Source organism: Epilithonimonas sp. (assembly GCF_036780765.1).
Classification (GTDB): domain Bacteria; phylum Bacteroidota; class Bacteroidia; order Flavobacteriales; family Weeksellaceae; genus Epilithonimonas.
Map to the genome: position 1 here is coordinate 177,663 of NZ_DAIQCG010000001.1, position 24,207 is coordinate 201,869.

The following is a 24,207-nucleotide window of genomic DNA, read 5'->3' on the forward strand; positions in this document are numbered from 1 at the left end:
TATAATATAAAGTGTATCATACAAGAACTTATACACTGACAAATAAAAAATTATGAGCGACTTAAAATTAGAATTAAAAAACAAAATCGTAGATGTTCTTAACCTGGAAGATGTTGCTGTAGAAGACATCAAAGACAATGATCCACTTTTCGGAGGTGGCCTTGGATTGGATTCAATCGACGCTTTGGAATTAATCGTTCTTTTAGAAAAAGAATATGGAATCAAATTATCTGACCCGAAAAAAGGAAAAGAAATCTTCCAATCTATCGAAGTAATGGCGAAATTCATTGAAGAAAATCGTACAAAATAATTAATATACCAATGTATCAATATAACAGTCTAGCAATCGGTAAACTGTTATATTGATACATTGTTACATTTTATAAAAATGGTTCAAAAAATTGCCATAACAGGAATGGGCATCATTTCCGCCATTGGAAACAATGTGGAGGAAAATTTGAGGTCGTTAAAAACTGGAAAACACGGAATTTCAGATATCAGTTTATTTGAAACCCGTCATTCCGGAAATATAAAAACTGGCGAAATCAAATTATCTAATGAAGAATTGGTGCAAAAACTTCAGTTAAATGAAGATAATAATGCGACAAGAACGTCTTTATTAGGTATGGTTGCTGCCAAAGAAGCTGTAGAAAGTGCCGGAATTTCTGACATTAATGAATATAAAACCGGTTTAATTTCTTCCACAAGCGTTGCAGGAATGGATATTACCGAAAAATATTTCTACTCTTACGAAGACTTTCCTGAAAAGCAAAAATATATTGACGCGCACGATGCGGGAAATTCATCTTTGCTGATTGCCGATTATTTGGGTTTGAATGGTATGGTTTCCACCATCAGTACAGCCTGTTCGTCTGCAGCCAACGCCATTATGATGGGTGCAAAATTAATTAAAAGCGGCGTTTTGGATCGTGTGATTGTTGGTGGAACAGATTCTCTTTCAAAATTCACGTTGAATGGTTTTAATACGTTGATGATTCTGACCGATTCTTATAACACACCTTTCGATAATGACCGAAAAGGTTTGAACTTAGGAGAAGCGGCGGCTTTTCTGGTTCTTGAATCTGACGAAATCGTGAAAAAAGAAAACAAAAAAGTTCTAGGTTATCTTGCTGGATATGGAAACGCCAATGATGCGCATCATCAAACTGCTTCTTCGGAAAACGGACAAGGAGCATTTTTAGCAATGGAAAAAGCTTTAAAAGTTTCAGGTTTAGATAAAGAAAACATTGATTATATCAACGTTCACGGAACGGCAACGCCTAATAATGATTTGTCGGAAGGAATTGCAATGATCAGAATTTTTGGAGAACATCAAGTTCCGGAATTTAGTTCTACAAAAGCTTTTACTGGTCATACTCTGGCGGCAGCTGCTGGAATTGAAGCAGTTTATTCACTTTTGGCAATTCAAAACAATATCATTTTTCCGAATCTGAATTTCAAAACTAAAATGGAAGAATTTGATTTGACGCCAGTTACAGAACTCAAAGAGAAAAATATCAATCACGTTCTTTCCAACTCATTTGGTTTTGGAGGAAATTGTTCAACTTTAATTTTCTCAAAATCGTGAGCGCAGTTTACATCAACAGTGCAGCCTGCATCTCGGTTCAGGACACTTTAAATGAAAATTTCATTCAAAATCTTAAGCCTGAAAATTCATCTCAGGTTTTAAATGCTATTGAACCAGTTTACAAAGAATTCATTCCGCCTGCGATGATAAGAAGAATGTCTAAAACTGTAAAAATGAGTTCTGTAGCTTCACAATATGCTTTGAAAGAAGTCGGAATCGAAAATCCAGATGCAATAATTGTAGGAACAGGAATGGGTTGTTCCCAAGATTCTGAAAAGTTTTTAAAAAATGTGATTGATAATAATGAAGAGTTTTTGACTCCGACGTTTTTTATTCAGTCCACACATAATACTGTTGCAGGACAAGTCGCTTTAGGTTTGCAATGTCACGCGTACAATTTCACTTATGTGAATACATCTTCATCTTTGGAATTTTCGATGTTGGATGCGAAGCTTCAAATCAGTGATGGCGAAGCGGAAAACGTTTTGGTAGGTTCAACTGACGAACAAACCGAGCGAACAATGGAATTGTACAAATTAAACAAGACCATTAAAAAAGAAGAAAATCTGCCAATTGATTATCTGAATTCGACAACAGAAGGAGTGATTTGGGGTGAAGGTTCTAGTTTTTTTGTGTTAGGAAAAGAAAAAACTGGCACTTCTTATGCACAACTAAAAGATATTCAAATCATTAATAAATTAGAATTGGCAGAAACGAAACAATTCATTGAAGGTTTTTTAGCTAAAAATAATTTAAAAAATGATGAAATTGATGTTGTGATTTTAGGATTCAGCGGAGATTCGGAATCTGATGTTTATTATACAAAATCAATGGATTTATTTGAAAATTCGGCTTTGCTATATTACAAACATTTGAGCGGAGAATTCAATACAGCAAGTGGTTTTTCAATATTTATGGCTTCTCATATTCTTAAAAATCAAGAAATTCCGGAAGTGATGAGAATTAATTCTGTTGAGAAGAAAGAACTGAAAAACATCCTGCTTTACAATCATCTTGGAGGAAAAGATCATAGTTTGGTTTTGCTGGAAAAAGCCTAATGGACATAAATCAATCTCTTTGTTATTCAGAGCGAAACAAAGTGGAGCGTGGAATCTAAACAATATTAAAACTCTGTCGAGATTCCTAAGGAATGACAAAAAGAACGTTTTAAAAATTGGAAAATGAAACACTACTCTTTCATATTACTTTATCTTTTTTGGAACAGCTTCATTTATGTGTTCAATGGAAGTATCTGGATGTACATTTTTTGTTTCATTCTCTTTTCAGCAACCGTAGTTTGGGGTTCTTTTGATATTCAGTTAAAATATTTCATTAATTCTATCACTCAAAAAAGAACAAAAATCAAAGAAGTAGCTTTGACTTTTGATGATGGACCAACTGAATTCACGCCTAAATTTCTAGATTTATTAAAAGAAAATAACATCAAATCAACGTTTTTCTGCATCGGAAAACAGATTGAAAAATTCCCGGAAACATTTCAAAGAATCATTGCCGAAGGTCATACGATTGGAAATCACACCTATTCACATTCCAACAACACTGGATTTTTATCTGCTTCAAGAATGATTGAGGAAATTGAAAAATGTGATGAAGTAATTTCGAAAATCGGAAATATCAAAACCAATTTTTACCGACCGCCTTTTGGCGTCACCAATCCAAATATTGCAAAAGCCATCAAAAAAACTCAAAAACAAAGCATTGGCTGGAATGTCCGATCGCTTGATACTGTGATTGATGATGAGAAAAAAATTTATAACCGAATTACAAAAAAACTGAAATCTGGAAGTATCATTCTATTGCACGACACATCTGAGAAAACCTACCAAGTTTTAGTCGAATTATTGCTATTTTTGAAGCGTGAAAATTATTCAACTTTTACGGTTGATTCAATAATTAATTCAAAAAATAATGATTAAGAATATAGCTCTAAGCACATTTTTATTGATTTCAGTTTTCTTTTTTGGACAAAACACAGCAATGTCCGGAGCAGAAGCAAAAGCGTTCGTTTCCAAAGTTTCTTCCGAAACTAAAAATATAAAGACCTTACAAAGTGATTTTTCTCAAACTAAAAAGATGGATTTCTTAGACAAAAGTATCGTTACTTACGGGAAAATGTCTTTAAAATCCCCGAACACTTTGAGCTGGAAATATACCAAGCCTTATCAATACAGCATTGTTTTCAAGGATAATAAAATATTCATTAACGATCAGGGAAAAAAATCTTCTGTTGATGCCAAGAGTAAAACCTTTGAGAAAATCAATAAATTGATTGTAGGAAGTTCCAACGGACAAATGTTCAATGACCCAGAGTTCTCTGTTGCTTATCTGAAAAATGCAAATTACAATATCGCTAAATTCACTCCGAAATCTGCTCAGTTATTGAAATACATTAAACAAATTGAACTCCAGTTTCCAAAAGATGAATCAACAGTTTCGCAAGTGAATATGACTGAAGCTTCTGGCGACACAACCAATATTGTTTTCAAAAACACCAAAATCAATGCGCCGATTTCTGCTTCAGAGTTTTCTTTATAGTCTGATTTTTTTATGGTTTGTTTCGTGTAAAACCTACAAACTGGCTGACGTAAAATCTCTTCCAAATTCTGAAAAAACAGTTGAAAATCTATACTTTTCATCGAATGAAGATTATGTTTATAAATGCCAGATGGATATTTATAATAATCACGTCAGCGGGATTTTAATTATCAAAAAAATTAGCCAAACTACACATCGCGTGGTAATGACGTCGGATTTTGGAAATAAACTGATTGATTTTGAGATTGCTGATCAAGATTTTAAACTCAATTATGTTCTTCCTGATTTGGATAAAAAAATTGTGATTAATTTCCTTAAAAATGATTTTCAAAGACTTTTGAAAAGAGAATATCCTGTCACAGAAAGTTTTGAAGACGACAATTCTAAAATTTATCTTTCCAAAATAGATAATCAATCTTATTATTTGTTCTATAACAAAGACAATTCTCTATTGAAAAAAGTGGTTTACACGAAGAACAATAAAGAAAAAATCGATTTTACTTTTGATGCGAAAAAACATATCTTCGCAGATAGTATTGATTTACAACACAAAGATTTCAATATCAACATCAAACTATTTCAAATCACGGATACCGAATGATTATGCAGAGCATTCTTAATGATTTTTACGCTGTTACCTCTTATGAAAAAACTGAAAAAGGTTTTAAGGCTAATATTACTTTAAACAAAGACCATCAAATTTTCAATGGCCATTTTCCTGGAAATCCAGTGACTCCAGGTGTTTGTATGATGCAGATTGTGAAAGATTTGACGGAAGAATTTACCAAGTCTAAACTCTTCCTAAAATCGGCTTCTAATGTGAAGTTTATGGCCATCATTAATCCAATCGATACACCGGATTTGGTTTTAGAATTAGACATCAACGAGAACGAAGACGAAATAAAAGTAAAAAACACGACCACTTTTGGCGAAACTATTGCATTGAAATTATCAGTTACCTATAAAAAAATATAGTTATGAAACTGATGTTATCTCTATTTGCAGCTTTTGTTATTTTCTTTCAAACTTCTGATTTGGAAGCTTTGAGAGACAGTTACGCAGTTGCCAATCAGTCCAAAGAAAATGCTAAAAACTTCATAGAAATTGCTGACAAAAAAAAATCTTCTGACCCTGTAATCTCAGGCTACAAAGCAGCAGCAAAAGTTTTGGAAGCGAAAGTGACGACAGATGGAAAAAGAAAAGCACTCGTAAAATCTGGAGCAAGCAATCTGGAAAGCTTAATAAAAAGTAATCCAAACAATACGGAATTAAGATTAATAAGATTAAGTGTTCAGGAAAATGTTCCTAAAATTGTAGGCTACAATAAAAACTTGAAGGAAGATAAAGAATTTGTCCTCAGCAATTATAACAAGCAAAATTCTGCTCTCAAAAGCTATATTAAAAAATTTGCAGCGCAATCCAAAACAATGACAGTTGCAGAAAAAGCGACTTTAAAATAAAACAATGACCATCTCCGAAGTACAAAATGCAATTTCTGAAAAGAAAATATGCGTTTTAATACCAACTTACAATAACGAAAAAACTCTAAAAAGAGTGATCGACGGTGTTTTGGATTACACCAGAAATATTATTGTAATTAATGATGGTTCGACAGATTCTACTTCGGAAATCCTTAAAAATTATCATCAAATCACAATTGTTTCCTTACCAGAAAACAAAGGAAAAGGAAACGGGTTGAAAATCGGTTTCAGAAAAGCTCAGGAATTGGGTTATCATTATGCAATAACGATTGATTCGGATGGACAGCATTATCCAGATGATATTCCTATTTTTGTAGAAGCTTTACTTAGCGAAAAAGAAGATGTTCTGCTGATTGGAAACCGAAATATGTCACAAGACGGAATTCCCAAAAAAAGTAGTTTTGGGAACAATTTTTCCAATTTTTGGTTTTGGTTTGAGACAGGAATTAAGTTACAAGACACACAATCTGGTTACAGGCTTTATCCATTAAAAAAGATTCCGAAAAAATATTTCACACCCAAATTTGAGTTTGAAATCGAAATCATTGTAAGAACCGCTTGGAAGCACGTTCCCGTAAAGAATGTTCCTGTAAAAGTACTTTATGATCCTGCAGAAAGAGTCTCTCACTTTCGTCCATTTCGGGATTTTACAAGAATCAGTATTCTGAATACCATTTTGGTTTTCATTACCATTTTCTATATTATTCCGAGAAATTTTTTCAGGAATTTGAAAAAAAAAAGTCTTAGAAAATTTATAAAAGAAGATGTTCTGGAAAGCGACGGCAGCAACCGAATCAAAGCGTTTTCTATTGCTCTCGGAACCTTCATTGGCTTGTCTCCTTTTTGGGGATTTCAGACTTTGCTTGTCATTTCTCTGGCATTTATTTTCAAATTGAATAAAGTACTCGCTTTCGTATTTTCAAATGTTAGTTTGCCACCTTTCATTCCGTTAATTATTGCGGCTTCTTTGTTTATTGGAGCGCCGTTTGTGAGTGGTGATAGTGATTTTCTGAATCACGATTTTGATTTCGATTTGGTAAAAAACAATCTGCTGCAATATGTGATTGGAAGTTTTATTCTTGCCACCACTGTTGCGACGATTTTTGGTTTAGGCTTTTATTTTTTCCTCAATAAGGTAAATCCGGAAAAAAATTAATCTAATTTCCTCAAAGTTTTCTTCAAGTATTTTTCAACATTTTCTTTATCAGGAACTGTTGTGATTTCTTTCGTCAATGCTTTTTCAAATTCAACTTTAGCTTTAGAATATTCTTTTTGTTTGAAATAATATTTTCCAGCTAAATAATAACCTAACCAAAAATCCGGATTCAAAGATTGATATTCTTTAGTAAAATCCTCACTCAAAAAAATATCTTTTTCAATCGCTGCAATAATCTCTGATTGCATCAATTTATAAATCTCATAATTTTCAAATTCCTGATAATCAACAAAAGGGTCTTTCGCAATATTCAGTTCTGACTTGGCAAATGCTCCATTTTTCAATCGCTTATTGGAAAAGATTTCATTCAAATCATAACAAACAAATTCACCCAACTGATAAGGATTGGAAGACACCCAAACCAATCTTTTCTCCGGCGAAAAAATCACTGCGTGATGCGCCAAAAGTTGATTAAGCGCTTTCTCATTTCCATAACCAATTTTTTCTCCTTTCAAACCAGATTTATCTCGAAGAATCGAAGCCATTTTTTCTGGATTGAGTTTTGGATTTTCATTTAAAAGTTCCTGTAGTTTTTCATATCGATATTCTGAATGGCTTTCTACAATGTGTTTTTGATTTCGTTTGTCATCTTTGTAAGCATCGGATTGAAAATGATTGGTACAAACAATTTTACTCGAATTCTCAACTTTATAAACGCCAAAATTATCCGGAGAAACTTCTATAATGACTGCATTTTTATCATTCGCACTTCCAACCAAAATCGATTCTGAGACAAAAACTTTTCTCTTTTTTGCAATTGCAATGGCTTCATCAATATTTTTTGCAAACTGAAGAATTTCTCTGGTTACAAAAGAAATTGGCGTTTTTGCAGTTAATGGAATTTTAGATTTTCCTGCATTGATTGTCACTGTAATTCCTTCTTTATTCATTCCAGAAACTACACCAATCATTCCCGGCCAGCTTACGGACATATAAGGAATTCCGTTTTCTGGCTCTACAAATTCGATGAGTTTATTTTTAGCAAAATCGTCTCCGACATAAAAATCGAAATTTCTTCCAATCAACAAATCGCCATCTTCTGAATTCTCGTTCCAAACTGCCAAAGAAGTACAACCAACCATCATCAAATCCTGCATTGCGTGACCGATATCGTGAGCGCCGTGCAGATACATACTTCTCAAAAACTTAGGCGCAATAAAATTATATTTATCCGATGAATATTGAGATAATCCATACAATTCTGCCTGAAAATCGTCACGGACATTCAGATACATTTTTCTGTTATACCATTTTAGGAAACTTCGTAATAATTTTTGTTTGAATTTTGACGGAACAAAATCTTCAACCTTGGAAAAGAAAATCTCCTCCTGATTTTGCATCAGACTTTGTGTTAAAGCACCATTATTGTAACCCAACTGTAGAGGATTGCCATTGATATAAAGCTCCCAAAGCTGTTGCTTATTTTTCGTTAAATAATTTTGATTAAAACTAAAAGTCGAATCGTTGATTTTGTTAACCTTCGGAATTTCAAGAGAATATTGTTTAACATCCGGAATGTGATGAACAGACTTTGAAGTTCCACAGGAACTAAGATTCAGAATTAATAAAAAATATAGTAACGCTTTTTTCATCAATTCTTATTTAGAACTTGCATCAAACGTTCATCTAAAACTTCTTTGCCAATAATCTCAGAACAAGTAACAAATGCGCCAATTGTTACACCCAAAATGCCGTGCATATTTACGGTTTGACCCGTTAATAAAAGATTTGGAATTTTTGTTTTTGCAGAAAAAATGGTTTTCAATGGATTGTGAGAATCTTTTACATAACCATAGATTCCGCCTTCGTAACAGCCGATGTAATCACGATATGACAATGGGCTTGATGTGTAAATTTCTTCTATCGAATCTAAAATATAAGGATGCTTTTCGGCCATTTTCTGAATCAGAATTTTAGCCTTTTCATTTTTAAATTCCTTGTATGATTTTCCTCTATCTTCGCTGTCAGCCACTGTATTTTGTGTTTTTTCCCATTCTTTAACCTCATTAAAATTCATATAAGCAAGAGCTGTAAGACTTTCGGCAAATTTGGAATTTTGTTTGGACTGCGTGGCGGAAAGCATATACCATTCCGGCCAATTTTCAGTTGATGGAGAACTGGCATTCCATACTTTTTCTATTGACGAATAATTATAAAAATTACAATTGAAATAAGATAATGAGTTTTCTTTCAATTTGATATAAACTGAAAAACAAGATACAACCGGTTCCAAATCATTGACACGGTTGAGATAAGATTTCTTCAACTTATCTTCTCCTATGAGTTCAACAGTTCTACGAATGTCGATGTTAGAAATAAATTGTTTTGCGAAGAATTGCTTTCCACCTTTGGTTTCAACTGCTTTCAGATAATTTTCTTCGTTATAAACAAATTGGTAAACTTCAGAATGTTTGTAAACTTCCGCGTTGTGTTTTCTGAGTTCTCTGATTAATAATTTTGTGATTTGACTTCCACCGTTGATACATTTAAAAGCACTTTCAATGTAAGAATTGACTGTAAGCGCGTGAACGTACAAAGGCGTTTTCTCGCCAACTCCTGCATAAAGAAAATTAGAACCTGCCAAAACAGCTCTTAACTTTTCATTTGAAGTGACAGAATCTATAAAATCTTTGGCATTGGTATAGAGAATCTCGTCACTATACTTTTCTTTTCGATAAAGACTATAACGAGGAAACTGAGAACAAACCCCCTGAATCCCCTCACAATACTTGATTATATTTTCTTTTTCTTCTGGGAAAATTTTGGACAATTGTTCTACGAAATTATTGTAACCTTGAGAATGCGGATACTCTAACTCATCATTATCGAAAGTGATTTTATCAAAGCCATTTTCGTCTAATTTTTTCAGATTCAGCCCGTCCATTATTCCAAGATAAGTGAAATATTGATTGAGATTTTGACCTTCTGACAATCCACCTAAATAATGAACACCTGTATCAAAAATGAGTTTGTCTCTGGAAAACGTCTGCAAGTTACCTCCGTATTGATTGTTTTTTTCTAATACGCACACTTTAAGACCTTCTTTCGCCAAAATAAGCGCCGAAACAAGACCTCCTAAACCGCTTCCGATAACAAGTATGTCGTATTCTTTTTCCAATTCTTTTTTAGAAGTGAGATGTGAGACTTTAGATGTTAGATTTTATAAAGTCAATGCTTTAATTATTGCTCTAAAATATTGAAAATTAATCAATATCGTCCCAAAAGTCGAAGTAATTGAACCACTGAAGTGGATATTTTTTGAGCATTGTTTCCAGATTTTGAACATAAGAGTTGAGCAAGCCCTGAGAATCGCGGTTTTTGATATCTTGAGCAACTCTTGCGTACAAGTGATAGTGAAGATTTTTTTCCTTCATCACATAAACGTAAACAACGGGAACGCCCAATCTAGATGCAATGAGAAATGGACCGGCGGGAAATTTCGCAGTCTTACCTAGCAATTCTGCTTCGAGAAATTTGGAACCTTCGAAATAGCGATCGCCTGTGAAACAAATCAATTCGTTGTTTGACAAAGCCTGATTGATGTCGAAAATATGCGACATATCGTCTTTGACATAGATGAATTTGATATTGCTTTTTTTAATTGCAACGCTATCCAAGTATTCTTTGATGACAGTAACTTCCTGATCTGTTGTAACTAAATTAATTTGCGCATCAAAATCGATATCGGCAAAAAAATGTTCTGCAATCTCAAAATTACCTATATGTGCGCTGATTAGAACACCACCTTTTTTTTCGTTGAGAAGGTTTTTTAGGTTTTCTATTCCGTCAAATTCGTAAGTAAAGCGGTTTCTTAAACCTACTGAAATAGCCGTTTTGTCAATCAAAACTTTTCCAAAAACAAAGTAGCTTTTGAAAACAGACAGCTTCGTTTTCCAAAAACTGTAACCTAATCTTTTTGTGAAATAATAAGAAATGTATTGGTTGCTCTTCTTAAGAAACAAGAAGTAATAAGTTGCTACAAAATACAATACAAAATATGAACTGCGAACGCCAAGATTCTTGATACTCCAAACGAAAATTCTGTAACCGAGTATCGTTCCTTTGGATTTACCTTTCCACTTGTTCATATAATGATGTTTACCAATTTATCAGAAATATTGGTATATCCTTGAATTATTAATTATGCAACTTTTTCAGAAATTTTGGTTTCTATTGTATCATAAAAATCATCGAAAGTAACAACTTTTTTGAAGTCGGCTTCGCCTAATTTCACTCCGAAATTAGACTCAATTACAACAACCATATCGATATAATCCAGACTGTCAAGGCCTAGTGTTTTCTTAAAATTGGCATCATTCACGATATCATCGCGATCGACCTCAAACTCATTGACAAGAAAATCATTAACAATTGTAACAATTTTTTCTCTTTCCATAGTGTTTTTAAACAAATTTTTTAACAATTAGTGACGAATTGGTTCCTCCAAAACCAAAAGAATTCGACAAAAATACATCAATTTTTTGATTTTTTGTTTCTGAGATCAAATTTATCTTTTTTGCATCTTCATCTGGATTCTCGAGATTGATATTGGGAGCAACAAAATCATTCTGCATCATCAGGATTGAATAAATAATCTCACTCGCACCAGCCATCCAACATTCGTGGCCTGTCATAGATTTGGTAGAACTTACAGGAATTTCGTTACCAAAAATTTCATAAATCGCTTTAGCTTCGTTGGCATCGCCTAAAGGTGTAGATGTTGCGTGCGCATTGATATAATCGATATCTTTTGCTGTTAATCCAGCTTGATTCAAAGATCTTTCCATTGCCAAAGCCGGTCCGTCCACATTAGGCGTAGAAATATGTCCACCGTTGGATGAGAAACCGTAACCGACAATTTCTGCGATGATATTAGCACCTCGTCTTTGCGCAGATTCCAGACTTTCAACAATCAAAGTTGCTGCACCGCCGCTTGGAATCAATCCATCTCTACCGGAATCAAATGGTCTTGATGCTTTTTCCGGCTCATCTTCTCTTACAGAAAACACACCTAAGCCGTCAAAACTTGCCATTGAATATTTGTTGGTTTCCTGCGCGCCACCACAAACGACAACATCTTGCATTCCGTTCTTAATCAACAGATAAGCCAATCCTAAAGAATGGGAACCACTTGCACAAGCTGCGCTGATGGTCAGGTTGATTCCTCTTAATTTAAAAATTGTGGAAAGGTTCATTGTAACGGTGGAATTCATTGATTTGAAAATCGCACCAGAACCCATTAAAGTTGTATCTTTTTTTTCTCTTACAATATCAGTTGCTTCGACAACTGCCTGAGAAACACTATCATTACCATAAAGAATGCCTACTTCATTAGCATCCAAAAAATCCTGCTCAATCCCAGCTTGTTTCAACGCATCAATCGTAGCCAGATAAGCATATTCGCTTTCTTCGCCCATACTGATACGCTGTCTTCTGTTGAGAAGACTTTTGAGCTCCGGCTTGGGAACACTTCCTGTTAAACCCGATCTATATCCAAACTCTTTTCTATCCTGATCCAGAACAATTCCGGATTTACCCTCATAGAGTGACTTCTTTACTTCTTCCAAAGAAATCCCAATACAGGAATAAATTCCCATTCCGGTAATCACAACTCTATTTTCCATTCTTTTATTTTTAATAATATAATCAGATTACATTATTTATGAGTAAATACCTCCGTTGATATTAATGACTTCTCCAGTGATGTAAGACGATTTTTTTGACGCTAAAAATGCTACCAAATCTGCCACTTCTTCCGCTTCTCCAAATCGGTTAACCGGAATCATTGCTTTCAATTCGTTTTCGTCAAAATCCTGAGTCATATCGGTTTTGATAAAACCTGGCGCCACTGCATTAACTGTAATATTTCTTTTCGCAATCTCCTGAGCCAAAGCCTTGGTTGCGCCAATTACCGCTGCTTTTGCTGCCGAATAATTAGTCTGTCCCGCTGTTCCTTTAACTCCAGAAACAGAAACCATATTGATGATTCTGCCATATTTGTTACGTAATAACTTCTGAATAAAGAAATTAGTCACATTGAAAAAACCATTCAAACTGGTGTTGACAACATTATTCCAATCCTCGTGTTTCATCCACATAAACAATCCGTCCCTTGTGATTCCTGCATTATTGACAATGACTTCAACCACTGAATCCGGATTTTTTTCCTGCCAATTTCCAAGAACCGATTGTACTTCTTCAGCATTTCCTACATCAAATTTAAGAATTTCTCCAGTAGAACCCAATTCCTTAACGCTTTGTAAAGTTTCCTGCGCCGCTGCTTGATTGGAAGTATAATTAATCAGAATATGATAATTCTTTTCTTCTGCCAGTTTCAAACAGATGGCTCTACCAATTCCTCTGGAACCTCCAGTTACGATTGCACATTTCATAATCTTCTTCTATATAATTTGATTATTGATGTAAAGCTTCGGTTTTCATCAGATATTCTTTTACTTTTTGCAAATACGGATACATTACCATATCATCGGAAAAAGCTGGAATTATTTTTCTAATCTCATCATACAAATCTTTAGTGGAAGATGAAATTCTGTCTTGAAAATCGAGATACTCGATGGCTTGTACAATTGTAATTAATTCAATTGACAATACTTCGAAAGCATTTTCTATCACTTTTCTGCAAATCACCGCTGCATTAGTTCCCATACTTACAACATCCTGATTATCATTATTATTAGGAATACTGTGAACATACATTGGATTTGACAACATCTGGCTTTCTGCCGTTGTAGAAGTTGCCGTGAACTGAACGCCCTGCATCCCAAAATTGAAACCTAATTTTCCCAAATTCACAAATGGAGGAAGGATTTCATTGATTTTAGAATTCAAAAGATAGTTCAATTGTCTTTCTGCCAACATTGTCAGCTTTGTAACCACTATTTTCAGTTTGTCCATTTCCAACGAAATATAATCGCCGTGGAAATTTCCGCCGTGATAAACGTGTTGATCTTCAACGTTGATTATGGGATTATCGTTCGCAGAATTAATCTCATTTTCAAGAACATTTTCTGTGTATTCCAATGTATCCAAAACTGGTCCTAAAATTTGTGGAACACATCTCAAAGAATAATATTCCTGAACTTTATCTTTAAAGACTTTTTCCTGTTCTTCAAAACTTGTATAAAGATGATCTTCTCTCTTTCTTATTAATTGACTATCAGAAAGATATTGACGCATTTTCTCTGCAACTTTTTGTTGTCCGAGATGCTTTTTAGTCGCATTCAAAGATTCTGAAAAATGATCATCATAAGCTTGAACAATCTCATTGATTGCACAAGATAATTTGATAGAAATTTCAGTTAATTGATTTGCTTTGTAAGCATTAACAATTCCAATTCCTGACATCACAGAAGTTCCATTCATCAAAGCTAGACCTTCACGGATTTCAACTTTAATTGGTTCTAAGTTTAGTTCAGCAAAAACATCTTTTGTTAATCTTCTTTCGTCTTTATAAAAGACCTCACCTTCACCAATAAGAACCAAAGCTAAGTGCGCCAACTGAACCAAATCTCCACTTGCACCAACACCGCCGTGTTCGAAAATCAAAGGTGTAACATCTCTGTTTATTAACTCTTTAAGCAAATGAATAACCGAATCGTGAACACCAGAATGTCCTAATGACAAGACATTCAATCTTGCCAACATACAAGCCTTGACTTCATCCGCTGGTAAAGGATTTCCGATACCCGAAGAATGACTTCTTATCAAATTATATTGTAGTTGATGCGTATCACTATCATTGATTTTGAACTGCGCCATTGGTCCGAAACCAGTGTTCACGCCATAGATGACTTTGTTTTTTGAAAACTCTTTCAAAAACTGGAAACTTTTATCTACTCTTTGCAGTAATTCTTGATCCAGCTCTATCTCCTCCTTCTCAATGATGATCTTTTGAAAATCTCGAATATCTAAATGGTTGCTAATTTTCATTAATTATAGGAATAAAAGACAAATTTGTAATATAATTAAATATTTGTCATTAATTTTGCGCAAAGATAAAAGTTTTATTAAACAAATGAGTAAAGAATTTGTTGATGTTCTCGTAATTGGCGCAGGACCTTCGGGTTGTGTTTCCTCTGCATATCTGAAAAACAACAACATCAATGTAAAAGTTGTTGAAAAAACGAAATTCCCAAGACTGGTTGTTGGCGAGAGTTTGATTCCCCGAGTAATGGATCATTTCGAAGAAGCTGGATTGTTTCCTGCTTTGGACAAAATGGGCTTCGAGAAGAAACTAGGCGCTCGTTTTATGCGAGGCGATGAAGTTTGCATTTTCGATTTCAGCAACAAATTTGGAGAAGGCTGGGACTGGACTTGGCAAGTTCCGAGAGCCGATTTCGACAACACATTAGCTCAAGAAGTGATTAATAAAGGAATCGATTTAGAATTTGAAACCGAAGTTGTTGGAATCGAATTTAACGGAACTGATTCTATCACGACCGTTAAAACGAAAGATGGCGAAACGAAAGAAATTCATGCCAAATTTGTGATTGATTCCAGTGGTTACGGAAGGGTTTTACCGAAACTTTTAGATTTAGAAAAACCTTCAAAATTATCTCCACATTCAGCGATATTTTCCCACGTTGACGACATCAACAGAGAAGAAGGTATTGAAGGGACTTTGATTTCATTTGACATTATTGAAACTGAAGTTTGGCTTTGGGTAATTCCTTTCTCAAACGGCAATACAAGTTTGGGAATTGTTGGACCAACTGAATATATCGAAAGTTTAATAGAAAACGGGGACGCAGCTTCTGCATTAAGAAAAGCAATTTCTCTTTCTGATTATTATGTAAAACGTTTTGGCGATGTTGAATTTCTATTTGAGCCGAGACATTTGAAAGATTATTCTTGCTCAGTAAAAAGTTTATTTGGAGACGGATTTGCTTTAACTGGAAATGCTTCAGAATTCTTGGACCCGGTTTTCTCATCCGGAATGGCATTCGCAACAGAATCTGGAATATTGGCTGCAAAATTAGCCTTAAGACAATTGAACGGTGAAACGATTGACTGGCAAAAAGAATATTCGGACTATATTTTATACGGTGTGAATGTTTTCACAACCTACGTAAAAGAATGGTATACGGGAAATCTTCAGGAATTATTTTTCCATCAACCCGAAAATCCTGATGTAAAAAGGAAAATTTGCGCAGTTTTGGCTGGTTATGTTTGGAACAAAAAGAATCCATTTGTGAGATTGCACGACTCTGCAGTAGTTAATCTTGCGAATTATATCAAAATAGAAAAACTAGAACAGCAATAAAAAAGACCGCGGTTGCGGTCTTTTTCATAAGTACAATTAATTATTTTACTTTTTTATCAATCATATTAGCCAAGGTTTTAGCCGTTTTAGCATAACCTTCAGATATTCTGTCATTATTATTAGGAAGACCAATAAAATTGTCTCCCGGCGCATTTTTACTATCAATCTCTAAAAGTACATTTGAGGGGTTAGATGTTTCCACAAATTTTAAATTCATACTTACTTTTGATGGCTGATTCATCACTCCGCCAAACCAACCTGGATATACCCAAACCGTCTGAGCAACAAGAGTATATTTAGCACTTTTATTATTTACAGATGTTTTGATGTCTGTATTGTTGTTCATAGAAGACAAAAATTTGTCCACAAACTGAGTATCTTTGGAGTATTCCCAATCTTTTTTCCATTTTGTAAATTCTTCCGAACTTTTGTTCGCTTTTTGGATATTCTTCTCCTGTTTAGCAACATAGGCCGACTCATCCATATTTTCTTTGTAGAATTTCATTTGGCTATAATCCATTTGTAGATTTAGCTCTTTTTGCCCTTTAAGAAAATCAAAATTTCCAGATATGACTTTCATTTTTTGTGACATTACAAAAGTCGACACAGATACCAATCCTAGTAATAAGAGTTTTTTCATAGTTTTTTTATGTATAATTTTTATGGTCGTAAATCTATAAAATTAATCGGTTTTCTGCTGTTTGGATTAAAAACATTTTTCGACAATACTTCAAAATCCATAACTTCAATTTTTGGACTGACTCTCAGTTTTGCACGGAAATGATCTCTTACTTCATTTACAAAACTCTCTTCACCACTGTCCGTACTTAGTTTGATAATAATTTCGTCCAAGCCAATTTCATCTGACTGAATGACGATTTGATAACAAAGAATATTACTAAAATCATTCAGGATATCATTCATCGCTGGCGGATAGAGCGTTGTTCCTTTGTATTTTATCATCTGTTGTTTTCTTCCGATAACTGGACTTAATCGCATAGTATTTCGTCCACATTTACAAGGTTCGTAATGCGCTTTGACTAAATCTCCGGTTTTGAATCTCAATAATGGAAGTGCTTCAACTCCCAAAGTTGTAATTGTCAGCTCTCCGCTTTCTCCTTCTTGTACAGGATTTTCGTTTTCATCAAGAATTTCTGTAATGATCAATTCTGGATGATGATGTCCTCCAACTTGGAATTCGCATTCCGTGAAAGCAGTGCTCATTTCCGTAGAAGCGTAAGTCGAGAATAATTGAATATCCCATCTTTCCTTGATTTTCCGAGACAAAATATTATCTGTAAAATCCTGATTTTTGAGGCCTTCTCCAATACAAATTGCGCCATAAACACTGGAGTTTTTATAATCAATATGATGTTTCTCAGCGTAATCTATCATTTTCAAAAGAAAAGACGGAACAGTAATCAAATATTTTGGCTTGTATCTGAAAATCGAATCCCACTGAAGTTCCGGAATTCCAGGTCCCATTCTTACAACACTAACTCCCATTTTTCTAAGTCCAAGAAAATAAGCCAAACCTGCCATAAATCTTTTATCGATAGTCGTCATCATCTGTACAACATCGCCTTTCTGAACGCCTGCACAAGCAAAGGAAATTGCCTCATTATAAGCTAATCTTTCCAAATCTTTATCCGACAAACCAAAAGTTACAGGATCACCCAAAGTTCCGGAAGTTGTGCTGTAATCGACAATTTCACTTTGTGGAACACAGAAAAAATCATCATTATTCTGTTGAATGTCATTTTTAGAAGTCGTTGGGATTTTCTGTAAATCTTCTAAAAAATTAATACGACTGATATCGATATTATTTTCTTTGAAAAGTTTCTGATAATAAGGCGAATGATTTTCCAGATAACCTAAAAGTTCTCTCAACTTGCCTTCCTGAAAGCTTTTGATTGAATTTAAATCGGATTTTTCAATAATTGGGTATAGTTCCAAGGATGTAATTTTATGACACAAATTTATAAAACATAATACAATTTTATGATTCTGAATTTGAAGTTTTTAACATTCAAAAACCACTCAAAAGATGTGCTAAAAATCGACAAAAATCACTAAATTCGCAAACTTAATCTACAAGAAACAGATTTGACACATTAAAAATGAGCAAGTTTACCGAATATAAAAATCTTAGCCTTACCGAAACTGCTAAAAACATTGCAGAATTCTGGAAAAATAACGACACTTTCAAAAAATCCGTAGAACTCCGCGAAGGAAAACCGGAGTTTGTTTTTTATGAAGGACCGCCTTCCGCCAACGGAATGCCTGGAATTCACCACGTGATGGCGAGAGCAATTAAGGATATTTTTTGTCGTTTCCAGACTCAAAATGGGAAACAAGTTTTCCGTAAAGCAGGTTGGGACACGCACGGACTTCCTGTAGAATTGGGGGTTGAAAAAGAATTGGGAATCACCAAAGAAGATATCGGAAAAAAAATCACAATCGAGGAATACAACGAAGCTTGTAAAAACGCCGTGATGCGTTACACCGACGTTTGGAACGATATGACCGAAAAAATTGGTTATTGGGTTGATATGGAAAATCCATACGTGACTTATAAACCAAAATATATGGAAACCGTTTGGTGGCTTTTGAAGCAAATGTATGACAAAGGTCTTATCTACAAAGGTTACACCATCCAACCTTATTCTCCGAAAGCAGGAACTGGATTATCTTCTCACGAAGTAAATCAACCTGGCGCTTACCGTGATGTGACAGATACTACTGTTGTTGCACAATTCAAAACTTTGCCAGAAACTTTGCCTTCCTTTTTACAAGGTTTTGGAGATGTTCATTTCCTGGCGTGGACAACGACGCCTTGGACTTTGCCATCAAACACCGCTTTGACTGTTGGACCAAAAATCGATTATGTATTAGTAAAGACTTTCAATCAATATACTTTTGAACCGATTAATATTGTTCTAGCAAAAGCTTTAACAGGAAAACAATTCGGAAAGAAATATGTTGAAGGAACTGACGAAGATTTCACTAATTACACATCTGAAAGCAAAACCATTCCTTATCAGATTTTAGCCGAATTCAAAGGTTCGGATTTGGTTGGAATTAAATATGAGCAACTTTTAGATTACGCAAAACCTTATCAAAATCCGGAAAATGCGTTTAGAGTAATTTCTGGAGATTTCGTTACAACAGAAGACGGAACGGGAATCGTTCACACTGCTCCAACTTTCGGTGCGGATGATGCGAAAGTTGCAAAAGAAGCTTCGCCAGAAGTTCCGCCAATGTTGGTTTTGGATGAGAACGGAAATCCAGTGCCATTGGTAGATTTGCAAGGTCGATTCTTATCTGTTGTTAATGATGAAATCTATGGTTTTGCGAATGAATATGTGAAGTCTGAATATCTTAATGAAGAAGAAAAGAATATTGAATTCAATATTCAGAAAGAAAATTTAAAATCAATTATCGCAGATTTAAAAGTTTATTTATCTGTTGATGAGAGAATTGCACTTAAACTTAGAAAAGAAAACAAAGCTTTCAAGGTTGAAAAATATGTTCACAGTTATCCGCACAGTTGGAGAACAGATGAGCCTTTGTTATATTATCCATTAGATTCTTGGTTCATCAAAGTGACTGATGTAAAAGACAGAATGTTCGATTTGAATGAAACCATCAACTGGAAACCTAAATCTACTGGAGAAGGACGTTTTGGAAACTGGTTGAAAAACGCCAACGACTGGAATCTTTCCCGTTCAAGATATTGGGGAATTCCTTTGCCAATCTGGAGAACAGATGATAAAAAAGAAGAAGTTTTAATCGGTTCTGTTGAGGAATTATACAACGAAATCGAAAAATCAATAAAAGCTGGTTTTCAAAAAGAAAATCCTTTCAAAGGTTTCGAGATTGGAAATATGTCTGAGGAAAATTATGCATTGGTTGACCTTCACAAAAATATTGTTGACCAAATCACTTTGGTTTCAGGTTCCGGAAAACCGATGAAGCGTGAAAGCGATTTGATTGATGTTTGGTTCGATTCAGGCTCGATGCCTTATGCACAGTTGCACTACCCTTTCGAAAACAAAGAGCAAGTTGACAACAACAAAGCGTTCCCAGCAGATTTCATCGCGGAAGGCGTTGACCAGACTCGTGGATGGTTTTATACTTTACACGCAATTGCGACTACAGTTTTTGACTCTGTTGCTTATAAAAATGTAGTGTCAAATGGTTTGGTTCTTGACAAAAACGGGCAAAAAATGTCTAAACGTCTTGGAAATGCAGTTGACCCATTCGAAACGCTTTCAGTCTACGGACCGGATGCAACGCGTTGGTATATGATTTCCAATGCGAATCCTTGGGAAAACCTGAAATTCGATATTGAAGGCATTGATGAAGTGAGAAGAAAATTCTTCGGAACACTTTATAACACCTATTCTTTCTTCGCTTTATATGCGAATGTTGATGGATTCAAATATCTTGAAAGTAATGTAGAAAACCGTCCGGAAATCGATAGATGGATTTTATCTGAATTAAACTTATTAATCAAAGAAGTAAAATCTTTCTACGAAGATTACGAACCGACAAAAGCATCAAGAGCAATCAATACTTTTGTAAATGACAACTTGTCTAACTGGTACGTAAGATTGTGCAGAAGACGTTTCTGGAAAGGCGATTATTCTGATGACAAAATCTCTGCTTACCAGACTTTATATACTTGCCTTGAAACTATTGCTAAACTTTCAGCGCCAATTGCACCATTCTTTATGGACCAATTGTTCCAGGATTTGAATAAAGTAACCGGAAGAGATTTGGTAAACTCTGTTCACTTGACAGATTTCCCAATTGCAGATGAAAGTTTGATTGACCAAGATTTGGTGGAGAAAACCCATTTGGCCCAGCAGATAACTTCGATGGTTTTTTCATTAAGAAAAAAAGAAAATATAAAAGTTCGTCAGCCACTTCAGAAAGTGATGATTCCTGTTTTGGATAAGAAAACGGAAGAGCAAATTTTGGCAGTTTCTGAACTCATCAAACAAGAAGTTAATGTGAAAGAATTGCAATTGATTAATGCAGAAGAAGCATCGCATCTTATTGTAAAACAGATAAAACCGAATTTCAAAACCCTTGGTGCGAGATTAGGAAAAGATATGAAAACCGTGGCTGGAGAGATTTCAAACTTCACGTCTGAACAGATTTCTGAGCTTGAAAAATCAGGAAAAGCAGACGTTGCAGGATACGAAATTACGGTAGAAGATGTGGAGATTTCCACAAAAGATATCCCAGGATGGACTGTTGCAAGCGAAGGAAAAACAACTGTGGCATTAGATTTGGTATTGACGGATGAATTGAAAGCAGAAGGAGTTGCGAGAGAGTTCATCAACAGAGTTCAAAACCTTAGAAAAGACAAAGATTTTGAATTAACGGACAGAATTTCAATCCAATTGGAAGAATCTTGCCCTTACAAAGAAGAATTTATAAACAATGATGCATATATTTCTGCAGAAGTATTGTCGGATAAAATAGAATTTGTAAATTCACTTTCAAATTACGATGAAATAGAGATAGATGAAGAACAATTCCGAGTAAAAATCGAGAAAAAATAATCAATATTTATTTTTTGTTAAGAATTTATTAATTGAAAGTATTACCAGAATTAATTCAAATTTTATCTTTATTCTTGCTGATTTAAAATGCGTGGCTGCTAAGTGAAGCCAAAAAAAATAAAAATTTGAACAATTAATAACGATGGAAATGGCAGACGAAAAATTACGATATAGTGATGCTGAACTTCAGGAATTTAAAAAACTGATCCAAGATAAAATTTCAAAAGCTGAAAATGATCTTGGTCTTATTAAAGAAAGTTTTATCAATAATCAAAATAATGGCACAGATGACACTTCACCAACCTTCAAAGCGTTTGAAGAAGGTGCAGAGACGCTGAGCAAAGAACAAAATGCCATCTTGGCATCTAGACAAGAAAAATTTGTTCGCGACTTGAAACATGCTTTGATCCGCATAGAGAACAAAACGTATGGTGTTTGTAGAGTAACTGGAAAGCTAATCCCTAAAGATAGATTGAAAGCTGTTCCACACGCAACCCTTAGCATAGAAGCTAAAAACATGCAAAGATAAATTACTAATTATCAAAATATTAAGTCCGAATTTCTGATTCTAAAGATTGGAAATTGGGACTTTTTTCTTATAACAAAATGACTTATTTAATTATTTTATTTTTGGTTGTGGCGATTGGATTTGTATTGATGAAAAACAAATCATTCAAAAATATCTTCAAAGCTGAAGACAAATATTACACGATTGATGATGAATATAATGCCAAAAGAAAAGACAGAGAGGACGAAATAGACAAACTCCTTGGCAAAATGGGAAAAAATGGCTTGGCAGATTTGTCCGAAAAAGAACGCAAAAGACTGGACGAATTGTCTAAGAAATAAGTAATTTGAGTTACATTTGCAAAAATTTTTCTTGAAGAAAAATTAATTTAAAAACATTGAGAAATGGAATCAATCATTGTACATCCAAAAAATTCTATGGAGCTGACTGCACTGAAAAGTGTTTTGAAAGATATGGGAATTGAGTTTGAAAAATTTCACACAAAAAATAATTTTCATAATCAGAAAACCATCCAAAAAATCAGCGACAGAAAAGACAAAAAAATTACTAGAAACCAAAAACCAAAAGGATTGTAATGAAGAAAAGAACAATTATAATACTCGTTATTTTACTTATTCTTATAATAGATCAGGCTTCGAAAATTTATGTTAAGACACATTTTAATTTAAGCAGATTCGAAAATGATTCTGTCGAAATTTTCTCTTGGTTTAAACTAACTTTTGTAGAAAATCCCGGAATGGCATACGGACTTCATTTCGGTGGACTTTGGGGAAAATATGCTTTAATTATTTTGAGAGTAGCTTTGGCAATTGGAATGATTGTATTATTCAAAAAATGGATAAAAGAAGGAGCTTCAAATTATCTTCTGATTCCAATGGCAATGATTTTCGCAGGAGCGATAGGCAATGTTTTTGACGGAATTTTCTACGGTGTTATTTTCGATAGCGGAACTTCCTACGATGCAGAATCTGGTAATTGGATAGGCTACGATGGCATTTCAAAACTCACAGCTTTCGGGCACGGCTATTCGGATTTGATGAAAGGCTGTGTTGTAGATATGTTACATTTCCCTTTGGTTGATACAACTTGGCCAGAATGGGTTCCGATTTTTGGAGGGAACAGAATTGAATTCTTCAAATATATTTTCAATGTTGCAGACAGTTCTATTACGCTTGGCGCAATATTTTTGTATATCTTTAGAAAGAAAGCATTCCCGAACGGATTGGATTTTTAGAAAATAAAACAAACACAAATGAAACTATTTAAAAACTTAATCAAAATATTCCTGTTGCTTATGGTGGCAGGATTTCTTTTTGTTCTTTTCGCCAATTATTCTATTAAAAAAGAAAGCGATTCTTTTATTTCGTACTCGGTTTCTGACCTTCCGAAAGTGAAAACTGCGGTAGTTTTGGGAACGAATAAAAGCCTGAGCAACGGAAATCCCAATCTTTATTTCAAGTACAGAATTGATGCGGCCACAGAATTATACAAATCCGGAAAAATAGAATCTATCATCGTCAGCGGAGACAATTCTATAAAAGGTTATAACGAACCCGAGCAAATGAAACTTGACCTCATTGCAAACGGACTCCCTGCAGATAAAATCTACGAGGATTTTGCTGGATTTAGAACTTTGGATTCTGTTGTTAGAGCAAAGGAGATTTTTGGACAGAACAAAGTTATTTTCATTTCACAGAAATTCCATAATGAAAGAGCGGTTTTTCTTGCTCAAAAATTCGGGATAGAAGCTTTTGGATACAATGCAAAAGATGTGAACAAATATACCGGACTGAAAACCAATTTGCGTGAATATCTTGCAAAGGCAAAGGCTTATCTGGATATTTGGTTCAATATTGAGCCAAAATTTGGTGGAGAAAAAATCTTAATTCCTTAGAAAAACCCCTTCAATGTTTACGATTTACCAACACCATCTTTTGATAGGTTTATATGTCTAAAAATGAGATAAAAGCTAAATTTT

Annotated in this window: 25 protein-coding genes; 16 read left to right on the top strand and 9 right to left on the bottom strand. The window is 34.4% G+C overall.

Translation table 11 applies throughout. The features are described 5' to 3' along the window. Window positions 1–52: 52 nt before the first annotated feature. From V7P73_RS00885 to V7P73_RS00925, 9 genes are all read left to right on the top strand, one after another. The gene (locus tag V7P73_RS00885) at window positions 53–310 is read left to right on the top strand and encodes a phosphopantetheine-binding protein (protein WP_074236227.1); all 258 of its coding nucleotides are present in this window, start codon (window positions 53–55) and stop codon (window positions 308–310) included. A 78-nt stretch (window positions 311–388) separates the two neighbouring features. Further along, entirely contained in the window at window positions 389–1,588 is a 1,200-nt protein-coding gene (locus tag V7P73_RS00890) for a beta-ketoacyl-[acyl-carrier-protein] synthase family protein (protein ID WP_333850650.1), read from the top strand. Next, window positions 1,585–2,646 carry a beta-ketoacyl synthase N-terminal-like domain-containing protein gene (locus tag V7P73_RS00895; RefSeq protein WP_333850651.1) on the top strand — a complete coding sequence of 354 codons (1,062 nt, stop codon included), beginning with the start codon at window positions 1,585–1,587 and terminating at the stop codon, window positions 2,644–2,646. Before V7P73_RS00890 ends, V7P73_RS00895 begins: the two co-directional genes overlap by 4 nt. Before the next feature lie 123 nt (window positions 2,647–2,769). Continuing rightward, window positions 2,770–3,525 (top strand): polysaccharide deacetylase family protein, encoded by a 756-nt coding sequence (locus V7P73_RS00900; protein ID WP_333850652.1) that lies wholly within the window; start codon window positions 2,770–2,772, stop codon window positions 3,523–3,525. Then, window positions 3,518–4,144: a LolA family protein gene (locus V7P73_RS00905; RefSeq protein ID WP_333850653.1), complete on the top strand. Its 627-nt coding sequence runs from the start codon at window positions 3,518–3,520 to the stop codon at window positions 4,142–4,144. The genes V7P73_RS00900 and V7P73_RS00905 overlap by 8 nt, the downstream gene beginning before the upstream one ends. Then, window positions 4,110–4,745 (top strand): hypothetical protein, encoded by a 636-nt coding sequence (locus V7P73_RS00910; protein ID WP_333850654.1) that lies wholly within the window; start codon window positions 4,110–4,112, stop codon window positions 4,743–4,745. The genes V7P73_RS00905 and V7P73_RS00910 overlap by 35 nt, the downstream gene beginning before the upstream one ends. 2 nt (window positions 4,746–4,747) lie before the next feature. Next, a complete protein-coding gene (locus V7P73_RS00915; protein WP_333850655.1) occupies window positions 4,748–5,119 on the top strand; it encodes a 3-hydroxyacyl-ACP dehydratase in 372 nt (123 codons plus the stop codon). A 2-nt stretch (window positions 5,120–5,121) separates the two neighbouring features. After that, window positions 5,122–5,604, top strand: coding sequence for a hypothetical protein (locus V7P73_RS00920; RefSeq protein WP_333850656.1), 483 nt, complete (start codon window positions 5,122–5,124; stop codon window positions 5,602–5,604). 4 nt (window positions 5,605–5,608) lie between these two features. Then, on the top strand, window positions 5,609–6,781 hold the full coding sequence (locus V7P73_RS00925) for a DUF2062 domain-containing protein (RefSeq protein ID WP_333850657.1): 1,173 nt from the start codon (window positions 5,609–5,611) through the stop codon (window positions 6,779–6,781). Here V7P73_RS00925 and V7P73_RS00930 read toward each other — a convergent pair. The 7 genes from V7P73_RS00930 to V7P73_RS00960 form a co-directional block, all read right to left on the bottom strand. Then, complete coding sequence (locus V7P73_RS00930; RefSeq protein WP_333850658.1) at window positions 6,778–8,433, bottom strand: C45 family peptidase; 1,656 nt, start codon at window positions 8,431–8,433, stop codon at window positions 6,778–6,780. The two genes, V7P73_RS00925 and V7P73_RS00930, sit on opposite strands and share 4 nt — an antisense overlap. Then, the gene (locus V7P73_RS00935) at window positions 8,433–9,959 is read right to left on the bottom strand and encodes a phytoene desaturase family protein (RefSeq protein WP_333850659.1); all 1,527 of its coding nucleotides are present in this window, start codon (window positions 9,957–9,959) and stop codon (window positions 8,433–8,435) included. Before V7P73_RS00935 ends, V7P73_RS00930 begins: the two co-directional genes overlap by 1 nt. Window positions 9,960–10,044: 85 nt before the next feature. Beyond that, complete coding sequence (locus V7P73_RS00940; protein WP_333850660.1) at window positions 10,045–10,929, bottom strand: LpxL/LpxP family acyltransferase; 885 nt, start codon at window positions 10,927–10,929, stop codon at window positions 10,045–10,047. Window positions 10,930–10,982: 53 nt separating this feature from the next. Beyond that, entirely contained in the window at window positions 10,983–11,237 is a 255-nt protein-coding gene (locus V7P73_RS00945; protein ID WP_333850661.1) for an acyl carrier protein, read from the bottom strand. Between the two features lie 7 nt (window positions 11,238–11,244). Next, entirely contained in the window at window positions 11,245–12,465 is a 1,221-nt protein-coding gene (locus V7P73_RS00950) for a beta-ketoacyl-[acyl-carrier-protein] synthase family protein (RefSeq protein WP_333850662.1), read from the bottom strand. A 36-nt stretch (window positions 12,466–12,501) separates the two neighbouring features. Continuing rightward, entirely contained in the window at window positions 12,502–13,233 is a 732-nt protein-coding gene (gene fabG, locus V7P73_RS00955; protein ID WP_333850663.1) for a 3-oxoacyl-ACP reductase FabG, read from the bottom strand. Window positions 13,234–13,255: 22 nt separating this feature from the next. Then, entirely contained in the window at window positions 13,256–14,791 is a 1,536-nt protein-coding gene (locus V7P73_RS00960; protein WP_333850664.1) for an HAL/PAL/TAL family ammonia-lyase, read from the bottom strand. An 85-nt stretch (window positions 14,792–14,876) separates the two neighbouring features. On the opposite strand from V7P73_RS00960, the gene V7P73_RS00965 reads away from it, so the two are divergent. Then, window positions 14,877–16,124, top strand: coding sequence for an NAD(P)/FAD-dependent oxidoreductase (locus tag V7P73_RS00965; protein WP_333850665.1), 1,248 nt, complete (start codon window positions 14,877–14,879; stop codon window positions 16,122–16,124). Between the two features lie 40 nt (window positions 16,125–16,164). On the opposite strand, the gene V7P73_RS00970 is transcribed toward V7P73_RS00965, so the two are convergent. Together V7P73_RS00970 and V7P73_RS00975 are read right to left on the bottom strand one after the other, a co-directional pair. Beyond that, entirely contained in the window at window positions 16,165–16,764 is a 600-nt protein-coding gene (locus V7P73_RS00970; RefSeq protein WP_333850666.1) for a hypothetical protein, read from the bottom strand. A gap of 20 nt (window positions 16,765–16,784) precedes the next feature. Continuing rightward, a complete protein-coding gene (locus tag V7P73_RS00975; protein ID WP_333850667.1) occupies window positions 16,785–18,080 on the bottom strand; it encodes a phenylacetate--CoA ligase family protein in 1,296 nt (431 codons plus the stop codon). Between the two features lie 164 nt (window positions 18,081–18,244). On the opposite strand from V7P73_RS00975, the gene ileS reads away from it, so the two are divergent. From ileS to V7P73_RS01005, 6 genes are all read left to right on the top strand, one after another. Beyond that, complete coding sequence (gene ileS, locus V7P73_RS00980; protein WP_333850668.1) at window positions 18,245–21,700, top strand: isoleucine--tRNA ligase; 3,456 nt, start codon at window positions 18,245–18,247, stop codon at window positions 21,698–21,700. A gap of 148 nt (window positions 21,701–21,848) precedes the next feature. Continuing rightward, window positions 21,849–22,229 carry a TraR/DksA family transcriptional regulator gene (locus V7P73_RS00985; RefSeq protein WP_333850669.1) on the top strand — a complete coding sequence of 127 codons (381 nt, stop codon included), beginning with the start codon at window positions 21,849–21,851 and terminating at the stop codon, window positions 22,227–22,229. A gap of 77 nt (window positions 22,230–22,306) precedes the next feature. Further along, entirely contained in the window at window positions 22,307–22,549 is a 243-nt protein-coding gene (locus V7P73_RS00990; RefSeq protein ID WP_333850671.1) for a DUF6576 domain-containing protein, read from the top strand. Window positions 22,550–22,612: 63 nt separating this feature from the next. After that, the gene (locus V7P73_RS00995) at window positions 22,613–22,804 is read left to right on the top strand and encodes a DUF2683 family protein (RefSeq protein ID WP_333850673.1); all 192 of its coding nucleotides are present in this window, start codon (window positions 22,613–22,615) and stop codon (window positions 22,802–22,804) included. After that, the gene (locus V7P73_RS01000; RefSeq protein ID WP_333850675.1) at window positions 22,804–23,463 is read left to right on the top strand and encodes a lipoprotein signal peptidase; all 660 of its coding nucleotides are present in this window, start codon (window positions 22,804–22,806) and stop codon (window positions 23,461–23,463) included. Before V7P73_RS00995 ends, V7P73_RS01000 begins: the two co-directional genes overlap by 1 nt. Window positions 23,464–23,481: 18 nt before the next feature. Next, window positions 23,482–24,123 (top strand): SanA/YdcF family protein, encoded by a 642-nt coding sequence (locus tag V7P73_RS01005; RefSeq protein ID WP_333850677.1) that lies wholly within the window; start codon window positions 23,482–23,484, stop codon window positions 24,121–24,123. Window positions 24,124–24,207: the final 84 nt, after the last annotated feature.

What these genes read in the sequence shown, in the direction of transcription:
- V7P73_RS00885 (WP_074236227.1), top strand. Translation starts at nt 53, where the DNA reads ATGAGCGACTTAAAATTAGAATTAAAAAACAAAATCGTAGATGTTCTT.
- V7P73_RS00890 (WP_333850650.1), top strand. Translation starts at nt 389, where the DNA reads ATGGTTCAAAAAATTGCCATAACAGGAATGGGCATCATTTCCGCCATT.
- V7P73_RS00900 (WP_333850652.1), top strand. Translation starts at nt 2,770, where the DNA reads ATGAAACACTACTCTTTCATATTACTTTATCTTTTTTGGAACAGCTTC.
- V7P73_RS00905 (WP_333850653.1), top strand. Translation starts at nt 3,518, where the DNA reads ATGATTAAGAATATAGCTCTAAGCACATTTTTATTGATTTCAGTTTTC.
- V7P73_RS00910 (WP_333850654.1), top strand. Translation starts at nt 4,110, where the DNA reads ATGCGCCGATTTCTGCTTCAGAGTTTTCTTTATAGTCTGATTTTTTTA.
- V7P73_RS00915 (WP_333850655.1), top strand. Translation starts at nt 4,748, where the DNA reads ATGCAGAGCATTCTTAATGATTTTTACGCTGTTACCTCTTATGAAAAA.
- V7P73_RS00920 (WP_333850656.1), top strand. Translation starts at nt 5,122, where the DNA reads ATGAAACTGATGTTATCTCTATTTGCAGCTTTTGTTATTTTCTTTCAA.
- V7P73_RS00925 (WP_333850657.1), top strand. Translation starts at nt 5,609, where the DNA reads ATGACCATCTCCGAAGTACAAAATGCAATTTCTGAAAAGAAAATATGC.
- V7P73_RS00930 (WP_333850658.1), bottom strand. Translation starts at nt 8,433, where the DNA reads ATGAAAAAAGCGTTACTATATTTTTTATTAATTCTGAATCTTAGTTCC.
- V7P73_RS00940 (WP_333850660.1), bottom strand. Translation starts at nt 10,929, where the DNA reads ATGAACAAGTGGAAAGGTAAATCCAAAGGAACGATACTCGGTTACAGA.
- V7P73_RS00945 (WP_333850661.1), bottom strand. Translation starts at nt 11,237, where the DNA reads ATGGAAAGAGAAAAAATTGTTACAATTGTTAATGATTTTCTTGTCAAT.
- V7P73_RS00950 (WP_333850662.1), bottom strand. Translation starts at nt 12,465, where the DNA reads ATGGAAAATAGAGTTGTGATTACCGGAATGGGAATTTATTCCTGTATT.
- fabG (WP_333850663.1), bottom strand. Translation starts at nt 13,233, where the DNA reads ATGAAATGTGCAATCGTAACTGGAGGTTCCAGAGGAATTGGTAGAGCC.
- V7P73_RS00960 (WP_333850664.1), bottom strand. Translation starts at nt 14,791, where the DNA reads ATGAAAATTAGCAACCATTTAGATATTCGAGATTTTCAAAAGATCATC.
- V7P73_RS00965 (WP_333850665.1), top strand. Translation starts at nt 14,877, where the DNA reads ATGAGTAAAGAATTTGTTGATGTTCTCGTAATTGGCGCAGGACCTTCG.
- V7P73_RS00970 (WP_333850666.1), bottom strand. Translation starts at nt 16,764, where the DNA reads ATGAAAAAACTCTTATTACTAGGATTGGTATCTGTGTCGACTTTTGTA.
- ileS (WP_333850668.1), top strand. Translation starts at nt 18,245, where the DNA reads ATGAGCAAGTTTACCGAATATAAAAATCTTAGCCTTACCGAAACTGCT.
- V7P73_RS00985 (WP_333850669.1), top strand. Translation starts at nt 21,849, where the DNA reads ATGGCAGACGAAAAATTACGATATAGTGATGCTGAACTTCAGGAATTT.
- V7P73_RS00990 (WP_333850671.1), top strand. Translation starts at nt 22,307, where the DNA reads ATGACTTATTTAATTATTTTATTTTTGGTTGTGGCGATTGGATTTGTA.
- V7P73_RS00995 (WP_333850673.1), top strand. Translation starts at nt 22,613, where the DNA reads ATGGAATCAATCATTGTACATCCAAAAAATTCTATGGAGCTGACTGCA.
- V7P73_RS01000 (WP_333850675.1), top strand. Translation starts at nt 22,804, where the DNA reads ATGAAGAAAAGAACAATTATAATACTCGTTATTTTACTTATTCTTATA.
- V7P73_RS01005 (WP_333850677.1), top strand. Translation starts at nt 23,482, where the DNA reads ATGAAACTATTTAAAAACTTAATCAAAATATTCCTGTTGCTTATGGTG.